We start from the raw sequence: 14,534 nt of genomic DNA, 5'->3' as shown, positions 1-14,534 counted from the left end.
ACCGACTCGATCAGTCCGACAGCCGCGCGAAGCGCCCCCGGTGGAAGAGCAGCGGTCCGCTCGGATCGGCGGCGGCCGTGTCGAGGGCCTCCACCCGGCCGACCACGATGAGGTGGTCGCCGCCGGTGTGGACGGCGTGGATCGCGCAGTCGATCCAGGCGACGGCACCCGACAGGCGCGGCGAGCCGGACACCGGCGCCGCGTCGTACGCCACACCCGCGAACTTGTCCGCGCCGCTCACCGCGAAGGCGCGGCACAGCTCGGCCTGGTGGGCGGTCAGGACGTTCACGCAGAACACCCCCGCCCTGGCGATCCGCGGCCACGTCGTCGACGTACGGCCGACCATGAAGGCGACCAGCGGCGGGTCGAGGGAGAGGGACGTGAAGGACTGGCAGGCGAAGCCGGCGGGAGAGCCGCCGGTGGTGGCGGGTGGTGACGTGATCACGGCCACGCCCGTCGCGAAGTGTCCGAGGACGCGGCGGAACTCCGCCGGGTCCTGGGGCGCGCGCTCGTCCGCGCCGACGCACCGCAACTCGGGGCGCGGCAGCGCCTCGACGGACTCGGGGGCGGGTGTGCGGACCGACCTGAGGTAGCGGACGGCGGCTTCTGCCATTCCTGCTTGTCCCATCACACACGCATTCAAGCTGACGGAGCGTCAGATGGGAAGAGAAGTGTCAGTGGCCCTTGTACACGGGGCTGCGCCGCTCCACGAAGCTCCGTACGCCCTCCTGCGCGTCCGCCGTCGTCATGTTGATCTCCTGCGCGGCGGCCTCGGCGGCGAAGGCGGTGGCGCGGTCGGCGTCGAGGGAGGCGTTGACGAGCTGCTTGGTCAGGGCGAGGGCGCGGGTCGGGCCGGCGGCGAGGCGTTCGGCCCACGCGCGGGCCGTCTTGTCCAGGTCGCCGTCCGGGACGACCCGGTTGACCAGCCCCATCCGCTCCGCGTCGGTCGCCGTGAGCGCGTCGCCGAAGAACATCAGCTCCTTGGCGCGCTGCGGGCCGATGAGGCGGGGGATGAGGTAGGTGCCGCCGCCGTCGGGGACCAGGCCGCGGCGTACGAACACCTCGATGAACCGGGCGGATTCGGCTGCGAGGACCAGGTCGCAGGCGAACGCCAGATGCGCGCCGAGGCCCGCCGCCGTGCCGTTGACCGCCGCGATCACCGGCTTCTCGCAGTCGAGGGCGGCGGCGATCAGGCGCTGGGCGCCGGTGCGGAGGGTGCGGGCGACATCTCCGGGAACGCGTTCGCCGGTCGTGGCGGCGGCGCCTCGCAGGTCCGCGCCGGCGCAGAAGCCGCGGCCCGTTCCCGTGAGGACGACCGCTCTTACCTCCGGCGACGCGGACGCCTCCGACAGCAGCCGCACGACCTCGTCCCGATCGTCGGGCGTGAGGGCGTTGAGGGTCTCGGGCCGGTTGAGGGTGACGGAGAGGACGTGGCCGCCCGTCGTGTGCAGAACGGCGGGTTCCGTCATGGGCTGCACACCGCCAGCGCGTCGAGTGCCACCGCGCCCTGGCCCTGGGGCAGGACCATCAGCGGGTTGATGTCCAACTCCGCCAGCCGGTCTGCGAGTTCCAGTGCCATGCGTTGCGCGCGCAGGACGACCTCGACGAGTGCGTCCAGATCCGCCGGCGGCCGGCCCCGGACCCCGTCGAGCAGTGGTCGCCCGCGCAGCCCGGCGAGCATGTCCCGCGCCTGGTCCTCACCGAACGGCGGCACACCCACGGCGGTGTCGCGCAGGACCTCCACCAGCACGCCGCCGAGCCCGACGGTCACGGTCGGTCCGAACAGGTCGTCGTGCGTGACTCCGACGACCATCTCGACGCCCTGCTCGACCATCTGGCAGACCAGTACGCCGTCCAGCGGGACATCCTCGTAGCGGGCGATGTCGGTCAGCTCCCGGTAGGCGTCGCGGACCTGGCTCGCCGAGGTGAGCCCGATCTTCACGAGGCCCAGTTCGGTCTTGTGGGCGATCCGGGCGCCGGAGGCCTTCATCACCACCGGGTAGCCCACCAGTCCCGCCGCCCGCACGGCCGCCGCCGCGCTGGTCACCAACTGCTCGCGCGGCACGCGGATGCCGTACGCCCGCAGCAGTTGCTTCGCCGCGTGCTCGCTGAGCTGCTCGCCGGGCCGCATGAGCGCCTGGGCCTTGCGGTAGGACGGCGAGGGGGTGCGCGGGGCGTCGTCGAAGGGGGAGCGGTAGCCGGTCGTGAAGCGGTGGTGGCCGAGGTAGGCGCGGACGGCGGTGAGGCAGTTGCCGACCGTGCGGAAGGTGGCCACGCGGGAGGAGCCGAGCAGGGCCTCGCGGTAGGCCGGTTCGGTGCCGACCGGTGAGCCCCAGACCACGCACACCAGCTTGTCCGTCTGCTCTGCCGCCTCCACCAGGTCCCGTACGAGCCGGTCGCTGAGCGGGGGGAACGGCCCGGTGATCGGGCAGACGAGCACGCCCACCTCGGGGTCGTCGAGGATGGCGTCGATGATCTTCCGGCCGCGCCAGTCGCCGACCGGGTGACCGCCGTTGTCGACGGGGTTGGCGGCGCTCAGGTACTCGGGTATCCACTGGTGCAGCTCGGCCTGTTTGGCCTCGGACAGGATCGGGAGCCGCAGGCCCGCCTCGGTCGCCAGGTCGGCGACGTGCGCGCCCGTGCCGCCGGAGATCGAGCAGACGACGACCCCGTCGGCGCGCGGCGGGCGGGCCCGGGCCAACAGGGTCGCCGTGTCCTGGAGTTCGTCGAGTCCGTCGACCCTGATCACGCCGTACTGCCGTAGCGCCGCGTCCACCACCGCGTCCGCGCCGGTCAGCTTGCCGGTGTGGGAGGCGGCCGTGCGGGCGCCGGTCTCGGTGCGGCCCACCTTGACCGCGACGACCGGCACGCCACGCCGGGCGGCCCGGTCGGCGGCGAGCAGGAAGGAGCGGCCGTCCTTCAGCCCCTCCAGATAGCAGGCGATGGCGCCGACCTCGGGCTGCTCGGCGAAGTAGGAGAGGAAGTCGGCGGTCTCCAGGTCGGCCTCGTTGCCGGTGGGCGCCCAGTGGGAGAGCCGGATGCCGAGTTCCTGGAGGGCGAAGAGGGGGCGGCCCTGGTGGCCGGACTGGGTGATCAACGCGATCGCCGGCCCCTCCAGGTCGTCGCGGAACCGCTCGAAGGCGTTGAGGTTGGTGTTGGGGCCCAGCAGCCGCATCCCGGACCGCTCGACGGCGGCGGCCAGTCGCCGCTGGGCGGCCTCGCCCTCCGGCCCGGTCTCCGCGAACCCGGAGGCGAAGACGACCGCGAACCGTGCCTTGGCCTCGGCCAGTTCCTCGACCACCGGGAGGGGGTCGCCGACCAGCACGACGGCCAGGTCGACCTGCTCGGGCAGGCCGGCGACGGAAGAGCAGCAAGGCGTGCCGAAGACGGACTGCCTGCTCGGATGCACCGGATACAGCCGTGCCCCGACCCGCCCGGCCCAGTCGGCCAGTTGCCGCGTGACGCCGGTGCTGGGGCGCCCCTCGGCGTCGGACGCGCCGATCACGGCGACGGACTGCGGGCGGAAGAATCGGTCCAGATCGGGTACGTCGGCGTGCAGCGGACGCCCGCTGACATCGAGGTCTCCCAGCTGGGCCGGCCTGCCGTGCACGACGGGCCCGGACCGTTCGCCACAGGCGATGGCCCGGGCTCGTCGGGAGTCGGTGGTGAGGGTGCCGTGGGTCGATCCAAGCATCGTTCCGCCCGCTCCTGTGAGACGCCGCTAACTGACGCTCAGTCAGATTATCCGAACTGACGTGAAGTCAGGAATGGTCGTGAGCGGGCGAAGTTTCCGCTGAGTGAGAGTGAGAGTGAGAGTGAGAGTGAGAGTGAGAGTGAGAGTGAGAGCGAGACGAGAACCTGTATGCGGTTGATGACCATGAACGTGCTGGCGCCGCAGTACGCCGACGGCGCGAGCCGCGAGTTCTGGTGCAACCGGTGAACGGCGTGTACGCGAGCGACCACTACGGCCTCCGCCGACCTGACGCTTCCCGGCCACCCTCCGGGCCGGTGGGGGTAACCGACGTGACGGCACCGGACGGACACCGGGTGCGCCGAACTGCCTAGCCCGGCAACCGCGACACCCTCCCCGAACCGTCCCGCGCGATGGCCTTCGCGATCCTCACCGCGTCGATCGCCATCTCGCGGAGCATGCCGCTGATCGGGTTGGTGAAGCCGGTGAAGTACAGGCCGGGGGCGGTCCGCGGGCTGCGAGGGCCCTGGACGACGGGCCTTCCGCGGGCGTCGAGCACGTCGAGGTGGCCGACGAGGTCCTCCAGGGCCCGGGTGTAGCCGGTGGCCGCGACGACGGCGTCCGGGGAGAGGCGGGTGCCGTCGGCGAGCAGGACCTTGCCGTCCTCGAAGCCCTCCACGGCAGCCACGACCTCCACCCTGCCCTTGCGTACGGCGTCGATCAGGCCGACGTCCTGGACGGGGATGGCGCCTTCGGCGACCCGGGTGTAGAGGCCGGTGTCGGGGCGCGGCAGGCCGTGGGCGGACAGGTCGGGCACGCTCAGTCTGCCCATCTGCCGGGCCATCCGGTCGACGAGACCGACCGGCAGGTGCCGTGCCATGACGCCCGAGTACTGCGCGGCCCAGCCCGCGGTCGAGCGGCGCACGATGTGCGGGACGGTGCGGATGGACAGCCGTACCCGGGCCGCGCCGTCCGCCAGGTCCACGGCGATCTCGGCGCCGGTGTTGCCGGCGCCCACGACCAGGACCTCGCGTCCGGCAAAGGGCTCGGCGTTGCGGTAGGCGGAGGCGTGCAGGAGCTCGCCGGTGTACGTGTCGCGGCCGGGCCAGTCGGGCACGCGGGGCGTGTGGTTGTAGCCGGTGGCGACGACGACCGCCGCGCCGGTCAGCTCCCGGCCGCCGGTGGCGTGCAGCAGCCAGCCCGTGCCGTCGGGCGCGCGCTCGATCCGGGACACCTCGACGCCGGTGACGATCTCCAGCCGGTGGTGCTCGGCGTACTTCTCCAGGTACCGCACCACGTTGTCCCGGGACACCCACCGCCCGAACCGGCGCGGCATCGGCAGCCCGGGCAGGGACGACAGGCGGCGGGTGGTGTGCAGGTGCAGCCGGTCGTAGTGGCCGCGCCAGGACGACCCGACGTGGTCGGACTTCTCCAGGACGACGGCGCGTATGCCCCGGGCCCGCAGCGCGTACGCGGCGGAGAGCCCGCCGGGGCCGCCGCCGATGACGTAGACGGGGCGGTCGGGTGGGGGATGCGCGGAGGAGTGTGTGGGGGGAATGGAGTCGGCCATGAGCGGGAGCGTAGCCACGGGCCCGATTGATGGGTCTCGGGCAAGACCGGAATTGGTTTCGGATTGATCACGGCTATAGGGGGACAGGGTGGAGCTGGTGGCGTGGAGGGCCTGGTTGTGGCGAGCCGGTGATCATTCTTGACCTGTGCGGGTTACCGGGCGCGGTAGCCGGTCACCTTGGCGATCCACCGGACGGAGTCGCACGGGTCGGTGTTCGCGCCGTGTCCCTCGTCTCAGTGGTAGAGGTGGCTGACCTCGTCGCCCAGCGCGGCAGAGGCGGCCGCGAGGTTGGCGGAGACGGGTGTGCGAGGTGTCGGAGTCCTTGGGTATTCATTGCCGGCACACAGTTTCACGGGGGACTCACAGGTGCTGTCCGCGCGGGAACACCCGCTTGTGGAACGGGTGTTGAGATGACGCAGATGGTGACCGGAACAGCCCTGCGAAGGAGACCGGAATGGCCCTGACCCGTGAAGAGCGCGAACAGTTCCTGGCCGAGCCGCACATCGCCGCGCTGGCGGTCGACGCGGGGCCGGGCCGTGCGCCGCTGACCGTGCCGATCTGGTACCAGTATGAGCCCGGCGGCGACATCTGGATCATGACCGGCCTCGACTCCCGAAAGAACGAGCTGATCAGCGCGGCGGGCCGGTTCTCGCTGATGGTGGACCGGCTGGAGCCGACGATCCGGTACGTGTCGGTCGAGGGCCCGGTCGTCGGCACGGCGCCCGCCACCCTCGACCAGCTCCGCGAGCTCTCGGCGCGCTACCTGCCGTCCGACAAGGTCGACGGCTACGTCGACTTCGCCTGGAAGAACCACGGGGAACAACTGGTGCTGCGGATGCGGCCGGAGCGGTGGGTGTCGTCGGACCTCGGGCAGGTGTGAGGAGCATGCCGGGGTGACAATCGGGGGATGGCAACGGATCTTCACGAGCTGCTGAGGTCACTGCGGGTCTGGGACCCGCAGCTCACGCGACTCCCCTCCTTCGACCCGACGACCGCCCCCGCCGCCCCGCTGCCCCTCTTCGCCGAGTGGTTCGCGGCGGCGGTGGCGGCCGGGCAGACCGAGCCGCACACCATGTCGCTGGCGACCTCCGACGAGGCCGGTCTGCCCGACGTACGGATCGTCATGCTGCACGGCGCCGACGAGACCGGCTGGTCCTTCGCGTCCCATGCCGGCAGCCGCAAGGGCCGCCATCTCACCGCCCGCCCGTACGCCGCGCTCTGCTTCTACTGGCCGGTCCTGGGCCGGCAGGTACGGATCCGCGGCCCGGTGTCGGCGGCCCCGTCCGAGGAGGCCCAGGGCGACCTGCACGCCCGCTCGACGGGCGCGCTGGCCGCGGCACTGACCGGACGCCAGAGCGAGGTCCTGGGCTCGGTGGAGGAGATGGCGCGGGCCTCGGAGTCGGCGTGGGAACGGGCCCGGAGCGAGCCGGAGGCTCCCGTGCCGTCCTGGACCCTGTACCGGCTGCGGCCGGAGGAGGTGGAGTTCTTCCAGGGGGACGAGGCGCGGCGGCACGTACGGCTCCGCTACCGGAGCACGGAGGAAGGGTGGACGCGGGAACTGCTGTGGCCGTGAACGGACCGGGGGTTACCGGGCGTCGCGTATCCCGAGAATGTAGGCCGCGGTGAGCGCGACGGCACGGTCTTCGTCATGAGACAGATCCGCGAGGGCACGCGACGCCGTGTTTCCCGGGATGTCCGCGAGCGCCTGTGTCAGCCGTCGGCGTGCGGACGATCGGACGGTGCCGTCGGCGAGGCAGTCGACGAGCCTGGCGGCGATCTGATCCGCCGCCGCGGGACGACTCGCCAGCGCGCTCAGTGCGTCGGCCGCGTCGACGTCGTTCGTCTCCTCGACGATCATGCCGATGAGCGTCGGGATCGCGTCGGCCGCTCCACGCGCCCCGAGCGCCACTGCCGCATACCTGCGGACCACGATGTCGGGGTGCGCGAGGGCGTCCCGCAGCAGTGCGGTCGCCTTGTCGTTCGGAATCTCGGCGATGGACTGGACGGCACGCTTCCGCACCTCGGCCGCCGACGAGCCGAGACCCTCCGCCAGCAGCGCCAGTCCGCCCTCGCCCGACTGCGCCAAGGCCCATCGAAGGGCTCCGGCGACGTTCGGGTCCCTCTCGCTCAGCGCTGCCTCGGCCAGTGCTTCCACCGGCACCGGAACCTCTTCGACCGAGGACAGGGCCGCGCGCTGGCGCGTCCCGGCGCTCTTCGAGCCCAACGCCTGGAGGAGGGTGACGATCTGGAGGACGTCCTCCCAGCCGGCGGGCTCCGCCGCACCGATCCGGCGGAGGCGCGTGAGCAGCTCCGTCTCGGCCGCGATGCGTTCTCGCGTCCGGCGGGCGAGGTCGTCGACGAGTTCCGAGGGCGTGAAGCCGGGGTCGTCGAGCGCGCGCCCGACTCACGCAGCGACAACCCCAGCGACCGCAGGCTCTCGATGTGGAAGATCCGCCGGATGTCCTCGCTGGAGTACTCGCGATAGCCGGCGCCGGTACGACCCGTCGGCCGCACCAGCCCGAGCGACTCGTAGTGCCTGAGCATGCGGGCACTGACCCCGGACCGCCGGGCCACCTCACCGATCAACACTGCCTGTCACTCCTCCTGGCCGGTCGTGCCGAGGACCACGACGCGCTTCGCCTCCTCGATGGCGAACTCGAACCCGGCATCCGGGTCGCGCGACAGCCGTTCCGTGGCGATCGCGTGCGCACGCACCCGAGGGCCGGGATCCGTCATCGCCGCGCGCAGGGCCGGCATGCTCCCCTCACCGAGCGCGATCAGCGCCCGGCTGAGACTCAACTGCGTCTCCCGCTCGCCGCGCCCGAGCTGTGTCACCAGCACTCCTGCCAGTCCCGCCTCTTCACCGTCGGGCACGAGAACGACCGCCGCTCGCCAGGCGCTCCTCGCCACCTCGTCGTCGGCGTCGGTCAGCAGCGCCCGCGTGATCACCGGCCACGCCTGCCGGTCCCCGATCTTGGACAGAGTGTGCAAGGCCTGGCTCCGTGCCTGGGCGCGCTCCGAGCGCAGTTCGTCGACAAGCCCGGGGACCGTCATCGATGCCGGGTGGCGGGTGAGCGCCCACGTGAGCATTTCGCGGACGTAGAACTCCGGCTCGGTCGCGCAGCGTTCGATGAGCTTGCCGATGAACCGCGGGTCGGGGGCCGTGCCGACCGCCAGCGCCGCCCGCAGCCGCACCGACGAGTTGCTGTCCTCCAGACCCTGAAGACCTCGAACCGTATCCGTGTCCTGTTGCGGCCTGCTCATCGGGACCACCTCCTCGGCACAGTGAAGGCCTTGTCACGGTGTCAAGGTCAAGCGGGCGCGGACCGCCCTGTGAAGTCGTACACCGCGAAGTCCGCCACCGGCCGGTACCCGATCCGCTGGTACAGGCCGTTGCTGGTCGGGTTCGACAGGTCCGTGAAGAGGAGCACCTCCCGCGCTCCGGCGGCCAGGGCGGCGCGGCTGACCTCGGCCGTGGCGGCGCCCGCGTAGCCGCGGCCGCGGAGGTGGGGCGGGGTGTAGACCGGGGCGACGCGGATCTGGCCGGCGACCTGGGGGGTCGCTCCGGCCATGGCGGCGGGAGTGCCGTCGGGCGTCTCCCAGAACGTGATGCCGCCCTGCTCGATGCGGGTGTCCGCCCACTCGGCGGCGTCCCGGAACACGCCCGAGCCGACGGCTGCGACGAACTCGTCGTGCCAGCCGATGAGTTGCTCCCGGTCCGCCTCACCGGCGACGCGGGGACCGCCGGGCGGCAGGGGGCGGGGCACGGTCAGGGTGCCGAGCCGGTAGAGCCGATTGCGCTCTCGGAGGGTGGCCGTGGCGCCCGTGTGCCGCTGCCAGGCCTCGGCGAACGCGGTGGCGGTGTCGCGGTCGGCGTGCACGCCGGGCAGGGGTTGCCCGAGGGCGGCCAGCCGTGCGGCCAGCACATCGGCCTCCTCGGTCGTCAGGACGGTGAGGTTCAGCCGGTGCGGTGGTGTGCGGAAGAACGTCGCCCGGACCGCGCCGCCCTGTTCCAGGAAGCCGAACTCCGGCGCTCCGTCGCCGTAGATGTGCCGGCCGCGCCTGCGCAGGTTCTCCGTGACGGTCAACGGGAGGGTGTGCAAGCCGGGTCGGGAGTGGAGGAAGGCGCCGGCTCGGGTCAGGAAGGTGTCGAGGTCCCGGGTGAAGTGCCAGTCGTCGGTGCGCATGCTCCATGGTGCCGCCCGGGGCCCGGCCGGCACCTCCGAATTACACCCCGGGCCCTCGGCCCGCATCCGGCTTCGGTTCCGCGTCCGGTGGGGGATCCGTCGCCAGCCGGGCGTGCAGGTGGGCGTCCCGGAACGAGTCGTGCCGGCCCTCCTCGAAGATCGCCCCGCGCAGGGTTCCCTCGTACGCGAATCCGCACCGCTCGGCGATCCGGCAGGAGGCGTCGTGGCCGACGGCGTGGTCCAGTTCCAGCCGGTGCAGGCCGAGTTCGGTGAGGGCCCAGTGGGCGGCGAGCAGGAGGGCCCGGGTGGCGACGCCCTGGCCGCGGGCCTCGGGGAGCACCCAGTAGCCGACGCGGGCGACCTTCAGGTGGTACTTGATCTCGTTGACGCCGATGTGGCCCAGTGCCGTGTCGCTGCGGGCGTCCGCGACCCGGAACGACACGGACGTGCCCTCCGCCGCGCTCTGTGCCCGCGCGCGCAGCGACTCCCGGGCGCTCGTCCGGTCCGTGACCAGCCTCAGCGGGGTGTTCCAGCGCCGGAACTCCGGGTCCCGCATGCCGCGCAGCCACGTCTCGACATCGGCGCCGGACGTGGCGTCCCAGGGGCGCAGACGGAGGCCGTGGCCGTGGATTTCCGGGAGAGGGCCGGTCAGGGACCGGTCGCGTATGGGGGCCATGGGGCCATTCAAGCGCGTGGGGCGGTGCCGTTCACCCGCCGACCGGGCCCGGCACGACCCGGAACACCGGGATCCCCTCCCGGAACGCGACCTCCAGTTCCGCCCCGGCGGACAACTCCCCAGCCGGCATTTCCCCCGCCGACGGTTCACCCACCCCCACGACCTCCGTCATCATCCGCGGCCCCTCGGCGAGGTCGACCACGGCAGCGACGTACGGCGCGCGATCCGCGAAGGGCGGCAGGTCGTTGCGGTGGACGACGGACCAGGTGTAGAGGGTGGCGCGGCCGCTCGCCGGCTCCCAGGCGACGTCCTCGCTCCAGCAGCGGGGGCAGAACTCGCGCGGGTAGTGGTGGGCCCGGCCGCAGGCCCGGCAGCGGCGGATCAGCAGCCGGCCCTGGGCTGCCGCCTCCCAGTACGTCCGGGTGAAGGCGTCCGGCTCGGGCAGGCCGAAACGCCCTGCCATCAGAAGAGCCCCAGCGAGCTGTCCAGCGACCAGGTCTGCCAGGACATCCCGAACAGCCCGACCACCGACATCAGCGCCATCATGGAGTTCTGCCCCTGCTCGGCGACGTCGTGGATCATGAGGGTGAAGTAGAGGGCGTTGAGGAGAGAAGCGCCGGCCAGGGCGATCGGGGTGAGGAAGCCGGTGATCAGGCCCAGTCCGAGCGCGAGTTCCGCGTAGACGACGACGTACGCCATCGCGCGCGGGTGGGGCGCGACGACCCTGTCGAAGCCCGAACGCACGGCGCTCGAACGGTGTTTGGCAGCTACCCCGGCCGCCCACGCGATGCCGGTGCCCCTCTCGAACCAGGCCTTGCGGTCCTTGTGCCGCCAGCTCTCCAGCCACCACAGCCCGAGCCCGATCCGCAGCACGGCCAGCCATTCCGCTCCGGTGAGCCAGATCGTGTCCATGCCCATGCTCCCGCGTCGCCGCCGCCTGAGACCGGGATCTGACGGTACGTCAGATAGGTGGCGGCAACAAGCCCTGGAGCGGTGCCCCCTCGCGGCGCCAGGATCCTCGGCGCGGCCGCCCTCGGCCACGACCAGGCGCACCGTGCCGCAGCCCGGGCAGGTTTGCTGTAGTCAGTCGCTTGAGGTCGTCGAGTCCGACGCGCCGTGGGCCGCCCGGCGGACGTGCCGGACGCGCCGACGCACGCGGCCCGGCTCGCCGGGTTCAGGCGGGTTCGAAGAGAAGGGCGATCAGGGCGTTGAGGGTCATCCCGATGCCGATCCCTCCAATGGTCCAGCCGAGCGCCTTGGCGCTGTTGCGGGTGAACCAGTCATTGATCCGCTGCAGCACCGGCTCGGCCCGGTCGTGCGCGGCGATCCGGACGGCGCCGAGGAGTACTGCCGGAAGGATCATCACGACGCAGTAGCCGGCCAGCGCCCCGCCGGTGACCTGCCAGGTCAGATCGGCGTTCGTGATGCAGGCGACGGCGGCCAGATAGGGCACCATCGTGACGACCTCCAGCGCCGTGGCCACCAACGCGAGGCTCATCAGGCCACGCACGCCCCCGCCCCGCACGTCCCGGCCGGCCACACCCTCGCCGTTCGGCACGGCACCCGACATCGCCGCCGCCCGCCAGCGCTGGATCCGGCTCGGCCTGCCTGCCCGGCTGCGGGCGCGGGTCTCCAGCCGGTAGCTCCAGGTGATGATGATCAAGCCGAGGACGAGCTGCCCGATCCGCAGGTGCGTCGGGGCAACGTCGGCGAAGGCCGCCCGCACGGCCTCCAGCGCGGCGTCGGCCCCCAGCACCAGAAGGACGCCAACGCAGAAGTAGAACGTGGCAACCGTGGCCAGGTAGACGGCGATCCGGCCGGCGCGCACCCGGCCCGGGGTGAGCAACAGCCAGATAGGAATGACCAGGGTGCCGAAGCTTGTGCTGTCCAGCAGCCCCAGCCCGGTCAGCGCCAGCGCCAGCGTCGCGCTCATCGGTTGAACAGCCGGTCGACGTAGGCGCCCAGCAGAGTGCCGATGCGGGACGCGTCGAAACCGTTCCCGGTCGCCGCGTGGTGCAGGCACAGCCCGTCCACGAACGCGACCAGTGCCGCCGCCTCCGCCTCGGTGTCGACGCCCGCGGCGAGCTCGCCGGCCCGCTGCGCGCCCCGCAATGCCTCATCGACGCCCCGCAGGAGCCGCGCGGTGGCGTCCCGGTGAATCGCAGCCATGTCGGGGTCGGTAAGCGACGCCTGCACGAAGCTCATCCAGACCCGCAGCTCGGCGCCCCGCTCGTCCGTCAGCGGCAGGAACGTCTCCATCAACCGCAGGACGAACTCCCGGATCGGCGGCTCGACCGGGATGGCGTCGATGCGCTCCTCGGCTCGTCGGTAGACATACTCGATCCCGAACCTGAGCAGCTCGTCCTTCGAGCGGAAGTAGCGCTGGACGAGCCCCACGGACACTCCGGCCGTCCGCGCCACGTCGGCCAGGGTGGTCCGCGCCAGTCCCCGGTCGGCGACCACGCTCATCAGCGCGGAGGCGACCTGACCGCGTCTTGTGTCAGCGTCGGCGTGTTGCGTCATAGAAAAATAGTACCGCAATATTTTTTACTCGTCATGAGTCAGTTCCATATGGTGCGCGGGCTCGCCTCCAAGGTCACGGCGTACGGGGTGCGTTCGGCGCGGGCGCCGAACGGGAGGAGTGGTGCCGTCGAAGGCATGCGGGCGTGGCGCGTGACGTGGCCCGGTGAGTGCCGTCAGGATCAAGACGCCCGCGCCAGCCGCACGATCGCCGCGATCGACCGGTCGACGTCGGCCTCCGTCGTGTTGTGGCCGGACACCGAGATGCGCATCAGCCGTCGGCCGCGCCAGGTGGTGGCGCCCATCCAGCAGGTGCCGTCATTCTGGACCGCCTGCACGACGTGGTCGGTGCGGGCGTCGTCGCCGAAGCTGACGAGGACTTGGTTGAGTACCACGTCGTTGACCACCTCGAAGCCCGCCGCGGACAGGCCGTCGGCGAAGCGGCGGGCGAGCAGGCAGCAGCGGTTCACGAGCGCGGCGACGCCGTCACGGCCGAGTTCGCGCAGCGCCGCCCAGGTGGCGAAGCCGCGGGCGTGGCGGGAGGACTCGGCGGTGAAGTCGGCGCCGCCGGCCGGCGTGCCGTCGGCGCGGGTGAGGTAGGAGGCGGTGTACGACAGAGCGTCGGCGTGGACGGCGGGGCGGGAGCAGAAGGCGTAGCCGCAGTCATAGGGCACGTTCAGCCACTTGTGGCCGTCACAGGCCCAGGAGTCGGCCAGCTCGACGCCGTCGACGAGGCGGCGGGTCGCCGGGCTCGCGGCCGCCCACAGGCCGAAGGCGCCGTCGACGTGCACCCAGCCGCCGTGGGCGTGGGTGAGATCGCAGGCGGTACGGAGGTCGTCGCAGGCGCCGGTGTTCACGTTGCCCGCCTGGGTGCAGACGATCGCCGGCGTGTCCGGGTCGGACGCCAGCACGCGGCGCAGGTCGTCGGTGTCGAGGGCGCCGCGTCCATCGGTGCGGACCGTCTCCAGGCAGTCGGTGCCCAGGCCGAGCAGCCGCAGCGAGCGGTCGACGGTGGCGTGGCGCTCCTCGCCCGCGACCACCCGCAGGCGCGGGGCGCCGCCCAGCCCCTGGTGCCCGACGTCCCATCCGGCCTCGGTGAGCAGATGCTGCCGGGCCGCCGCTAGTCCTGCGGTGTTGGCCGCCTGCCCGCCGGTGACGAACCCGGTGGACGCCGTGGCGGGAATGCCGAGCAGGTCCTTCAGCCAGCCGCCCGCCGCCTCTTCAGCGGCGAGGGCGGCGGGCGAGAGTGCGGCGTTGAAGGCGTTCTGGTCCCACCCGGCGGCCAGGATCTCCGCGGCGGTGGCCGCGGGCAGCGCCCCGCCGACGACGAACCCGAAGAACCGCGGCCCGGCGGTGGCGACGAGTCCCGTCTCGGCGGCGGCCGCCAACTCGTCGACCACCGTGAGCGGGTCGGCGGGGGAGCGGTTCAGGGGACGGGAGAACGCGGCGCGCAGGGCCGCGTGGTCGACGGGGCGCGCCACCGGCCGCTCGGGCAGCGAGCGGCGGTAGGCGGCGGCGTGCTCGGCGGCGCGACGGAAGATCTCGGTCAGCTCGTCCATGGCCGGACGGTAACCACCCCTCCGAGCGGTTGGGAACGGCCGATGGGGGGAGATCGGACTGCTCTGTGGGCCGGAGGCACGGCGATCGCCGAGTGCCGGGATCGGCGGCGCGACTCCGACTCCCTCCGCCGGCACCCACGCCACGGGCCGGCAGGCCGCCGCTTCGTCAAGGCGGTGCAGGAAGCGCAGTCGGTTCTCGAGCGGGAAGTGCGACAGCGCCCACGTCGTGGTGACGACGGGCAGGGCGTCCGCGGGCACACGGGTGAAGGCGGGCCCGTCGTCACACCCCCAGCACCACCGTCCCCGACGAGCAGAACCACCCACCCGTCCC

General features: G+C 72.4%; 14 protein-coding genes and 2 pseudogenes. 2 read left to right on the top strand and 14 right to left on the bottom strand.

The genetic code is table 11. From position 1 onward, the window contains the following. Nucleotides 1-10: 10 nt before the first annotated feature. The 4 genes from AOQ53_RS17770 to AOQ53_RS17755 all read right to left on the bottom strand — a co-directional run bounded on the left by AOQ53_RS17770 (nt 11) and on the right by AOQ53_RS17755 (nt 5,261). The gene (locus AOQ53_RS17770) at nt 11-613 is read right to left on the bottom strand and encodes a flavin reductase family protein (RefSeq protein ID WP_059418434.1); all 603 of its coding nucleotides are present in this window, start codon (nt 611-613) and stop codon (nt 11-13) included. A 61-nt stretch (nt 614-674) separates the two neighbouring features. Beyond that, nucleotides 675-1,469: an enoyl-CoA hydratase/isomerase family protein gene (locus AOQ53_RS17765; protein ID WP_059418432.1), complete on the bottom strand. Its 795-nt coding sequence runs from the start codon at nt 1,467-1,469 to the stop codon at nt 675-677. Beyond that, nucleotides 1,466-3,694: an acetate--CoA ligase family protein gene (locus AOQ53_RS17760; protein ID WP_059418429.1), complete on the bottom strand. Its 2,229-nt coding sequence runs from the start codon at nt 3,692-3,694 to the stop codon at nt 1,466-1,468. Before AOQ53_RS17760 ends, AOQ53_RS17765 begins: the two co-directional genes overlap by 4 nt. Nucleotides 3,695-4,061: 367 nt before the next feature. Then, nucleotides 4,062-5,261 carry a flavin-containing monooxygenase gene (locus AOQ53_RS17755; RefSeq protein ID WP_059418427.1) on the bottom strand — a complete coding sequence of 400 codons (1,200 nt, stop codon included), beginning with the start codon at nt 5,259-5,261 and terminating at the stop codon, nt 4,062-4,064. Nucleotides 5,262-5,715: 454 nt separating this feature from the next. Here AOQ53_RS17755 and AOQ53_RS17750 point away from each other — a divergent pair, with 454 nt between their 5' ends. Further along, entirely contained in the window at nt 5,716-6,141 is a 426-nt protein-coding gene (locus AOQ53_RS17750) for a pyridoxamine 5'-phosphate oxidase family protein (protein WP_059418425.1), read from the top strand. A gap of 27 nt (nt 6,142-6,168) precedes the next feature. Further along, nucleotides 6,169-6,834: a pyridoxine/pyridoxamine 5'-phosphate oxidase gene (locus tag AOQ53_RS17745; protein ID WP_059418422.1), complete on the top strand. Its 666-nt coding sequence runs from the start codon at nt 6,169-6,171 to the stop codon at nt 6,832-6,834. A gap of 12 nt (nt 6,835-6,846) precedes the next feature. On the opposite strand, the pseudogene AOQ53_RS17740 reads toward AOQ53_RS17745, so the two are convergent. The 10 genes and pseudogenes from AOQ53_RS17740 to AOQ53_RS48100 all read right to left on the bottom strand — a co-directional run. Continuing rightward, nucleotides 6,847-7,850, bottom strand: a pseudogene (locus AOQ53_RS17740) (HEAT repeat domain-containing protein). A 6-nt stretch (nt 7,851-7,856) separates the two neighbouring features. Next, nucleotides 7,857-8,525, bottom strand: a complete 669-nt coding sequence (locus AOQ53_RS17735) for a HEAT repeat domain-containing protein (RefSeq protein WP_059418419.1) — start codon at nt 8,523-8,525, stop codon at nt 7,857-7,859. Between the two features lie 47 nt (nt 8,526-8,572). Beyond that, entirely contained in the window at nt 8,573-9,448 is an 876-nt protein-coding gene (locus AOQ53_RS17730) for a GNAT family N-acetyltransferase (protein ID WP_059418416.1), read from the bottom strand. Nucleotides 9,449-9,488: 40 nt separating this feature from the next. Next, nucleotides 9,489-10,124, bottom strand: a complete 636-nt coding sequence (locus AOQ53_RS17725) for a GNAT family N-acetyltransferase (RefSeq protein ID WP_059418415.1) — start codon at nt 10,122-10,124, stop codon at nt 9,489-9,491. A gap of 31 nt (nt 10,125-10,155) precedes the next feature. Then, nucleotides 10,156-10,587, bottom strand: a complete 432-nt coding sequence (locus AOQ53_RS17720) for a Zn-ribbon domain-containing OB-fold protein (protein ID WP_059418413.1) — start codon at nt 10,585-10,587, stop codon at nt 10,156-10,158. Continuing rightward, nucleotides 10,587-11,036 (bottom strand): DoxX family protein, encoded by a 450-nt coding sequence (locus tag AOQ53_RS17715; RefSeq protein WP_059418411.1) that lies wholly within the window; start codon nt 11,034-11,036, stop codon nt 10,587-10,589. The genes AOQ53_RS17720 and AOQ53_RS17715 overlap by 1 nt, the downstream gene beginning before the upstream one ends. A gap of 262 nt (nt 11,037-11,298) precedes the next feature. Next, nucleotides 11,299-12,057: a GAP family protein gene (locus tag AOQ53_RS17710; RefSeq protein ID WP_059418409.1), complete on the bottom strand. Its 759-nt coding sequence runs from the start codon at nt 12,055-12,057 to the stop codon at nt 11,299-11,301. Next, entirely contained in the window at nt 12,054-12,647 is a 594-nt protein-coding gene (locus AOQ53_RS17705) for a TetR/AcrR family transcriptional regulator (RefSeq protein ID WP_059418407.1), read from the bottom strand. The genes AOQ53_RS17710 and AOQ53_RS17705 overlap by 4 nt, the downstream gene beginning before the upstream one ends. Before the next feature lie 179 nt (nt 12,648-12,826). Then, on the bottom strand, nt 12,827-14,203 hold the full coding sequence (locus tag AOQ53_RS17700) for a pyridoxal phosphate-dependent decarboxylase family protein (protein WP_059418405.1): 1,377 nt from the start codon (nt 14,201-14,203) through the stop codon (nt 12,827-12,829). A gap of 123 nt (nt 14,204-14,326) precedes the next feature. Next, a pseudogene (locus AOQ53_RS48100) lies at nt 14,327-14,461 on the bottom strand (DUF2332 family protein); the annotation flags it as partial. Between the last annotated feature and the right edge of the window lie 73 nt (nt 14,462-14,534).

The organism is Streptomyces azureus (assembly GCF_001270025.1).
Classification (GTDB): domain Bacteria; phylum Actinomycetota; class Actinomycetes; order Streptomycetales; family Streptomycetaceae; genus Streptomyces; species Streptomyces azureus.
The sequence above is the reverse complement of the archived record's forward strand: the minus strand, read 5'-3'. Positions and strand labels throughout refer to the sequence as shown.

Excerpts from the sequence above, each read along its gene's own strand:
- AOQ53_RS17720 (WP_059418413.1), bottom strand. The coding sequence starts at position 10,587 with ATGGCAGGGCGTTTCGGCCTGCCCGAGCCGGACGCCTTCACCCGGACG.
- AOQ53_RS17725 (WP_059418415.1), bottom strand. The coding sequence starts at position 10,124 with ATGGCCCCCATACGCGACCGGTCCCTGACCGGCCCTCTCCCGGAAATC.
- AOQ53_RS17700 (WP_059418405.1), bottom strand. The coding sequence starts at position 14,203 with ATGGACGAGCTGACCGAGATCTTCCGTCGCGCCGCCGAGCACGCCGCC.
- AOQ53_RS17750 (WP_059418425.1), top strand. The coding sequence starts at position 5,716 with ATGGCCCTGACCCGTGAAGAGCGCGAACAGTTCCTGGCCGAGCCGCAC.
- AOQ53_RS17735 (WP_059418419.1), bottom strand. The coding sequence starts at position 8,525 with ATGAGCAGGCCGCAACAGGACACGGATACGGTTCGAGGTCTTCAGGGT.
- AOQ53_RS17730 (WP_059418416.1), bottom strand. The coding sequence starts at position 9,448 with ATGCGCACCGACGACTGGCACTTCACCCGGGACCTCGACACCTTCCTG.
- AOQ53_RS17760 (WP_059418429.1), bottom strand. The coding sequence starts at position 3,694 with ATGCTTGGATCGACCCACGGCACCCTCACCACCGACTCCCGACGAGCC.
- AOQ53_RS17770 (WP_059418434.1), bottom strand. The coding sequence starts at position 613 with ATGGCAGAAGCCGCCGTCCGCTACCTCAGGTCGGTCCGCACACCCGCC.
- AOQ53_RS17765 (WP_059418432.1), bottom strand. The coding sequence starts at position 1,469 with ATGACGGAACCCGCCGTTCTGCACACGACGGGCGGCCACGTCCTCTCC.
- AOQ53_RS17705 (WP_059418407.1), bottom strand. The coding sequence starts at position 12,647 with ATGACGCAACACGCCGACGCTGACACAAGACGCGGTCAGGTCGCCTCC.
- AOQ53_RS17745 (WP_059418422.1), top strand. The coding sequence starts at position 6,169 with ATGGCAACGGATCTTCACGAGCTGCTGAGGTCACTGCGGGTCTGGGAC.
- AOQ53_RS17715 (WP_059418411.1), bottom strand. The coding sequence starts at position 11,036 with ATGGACACGATCTGGCTCACCGGAGCGGAATGGCTGGCCGTGCTGCGG.
- AOQ53_RS17710 (WP_059418409.1), bottom strand. The coding sequence starts at position 12,057 with ATGAGCGCGACGCTGGCGCTGGCGCTGACCGGGCTGGGGCTGCTGGAC.
- AOQ53_RS17755 (WP_059418427.1), bottom strand. The coding sequence starts at position 5,261 with ATGGCCGACTCCATTCCCCCCACACACTCCTCCGCGCATCCCCCACCC.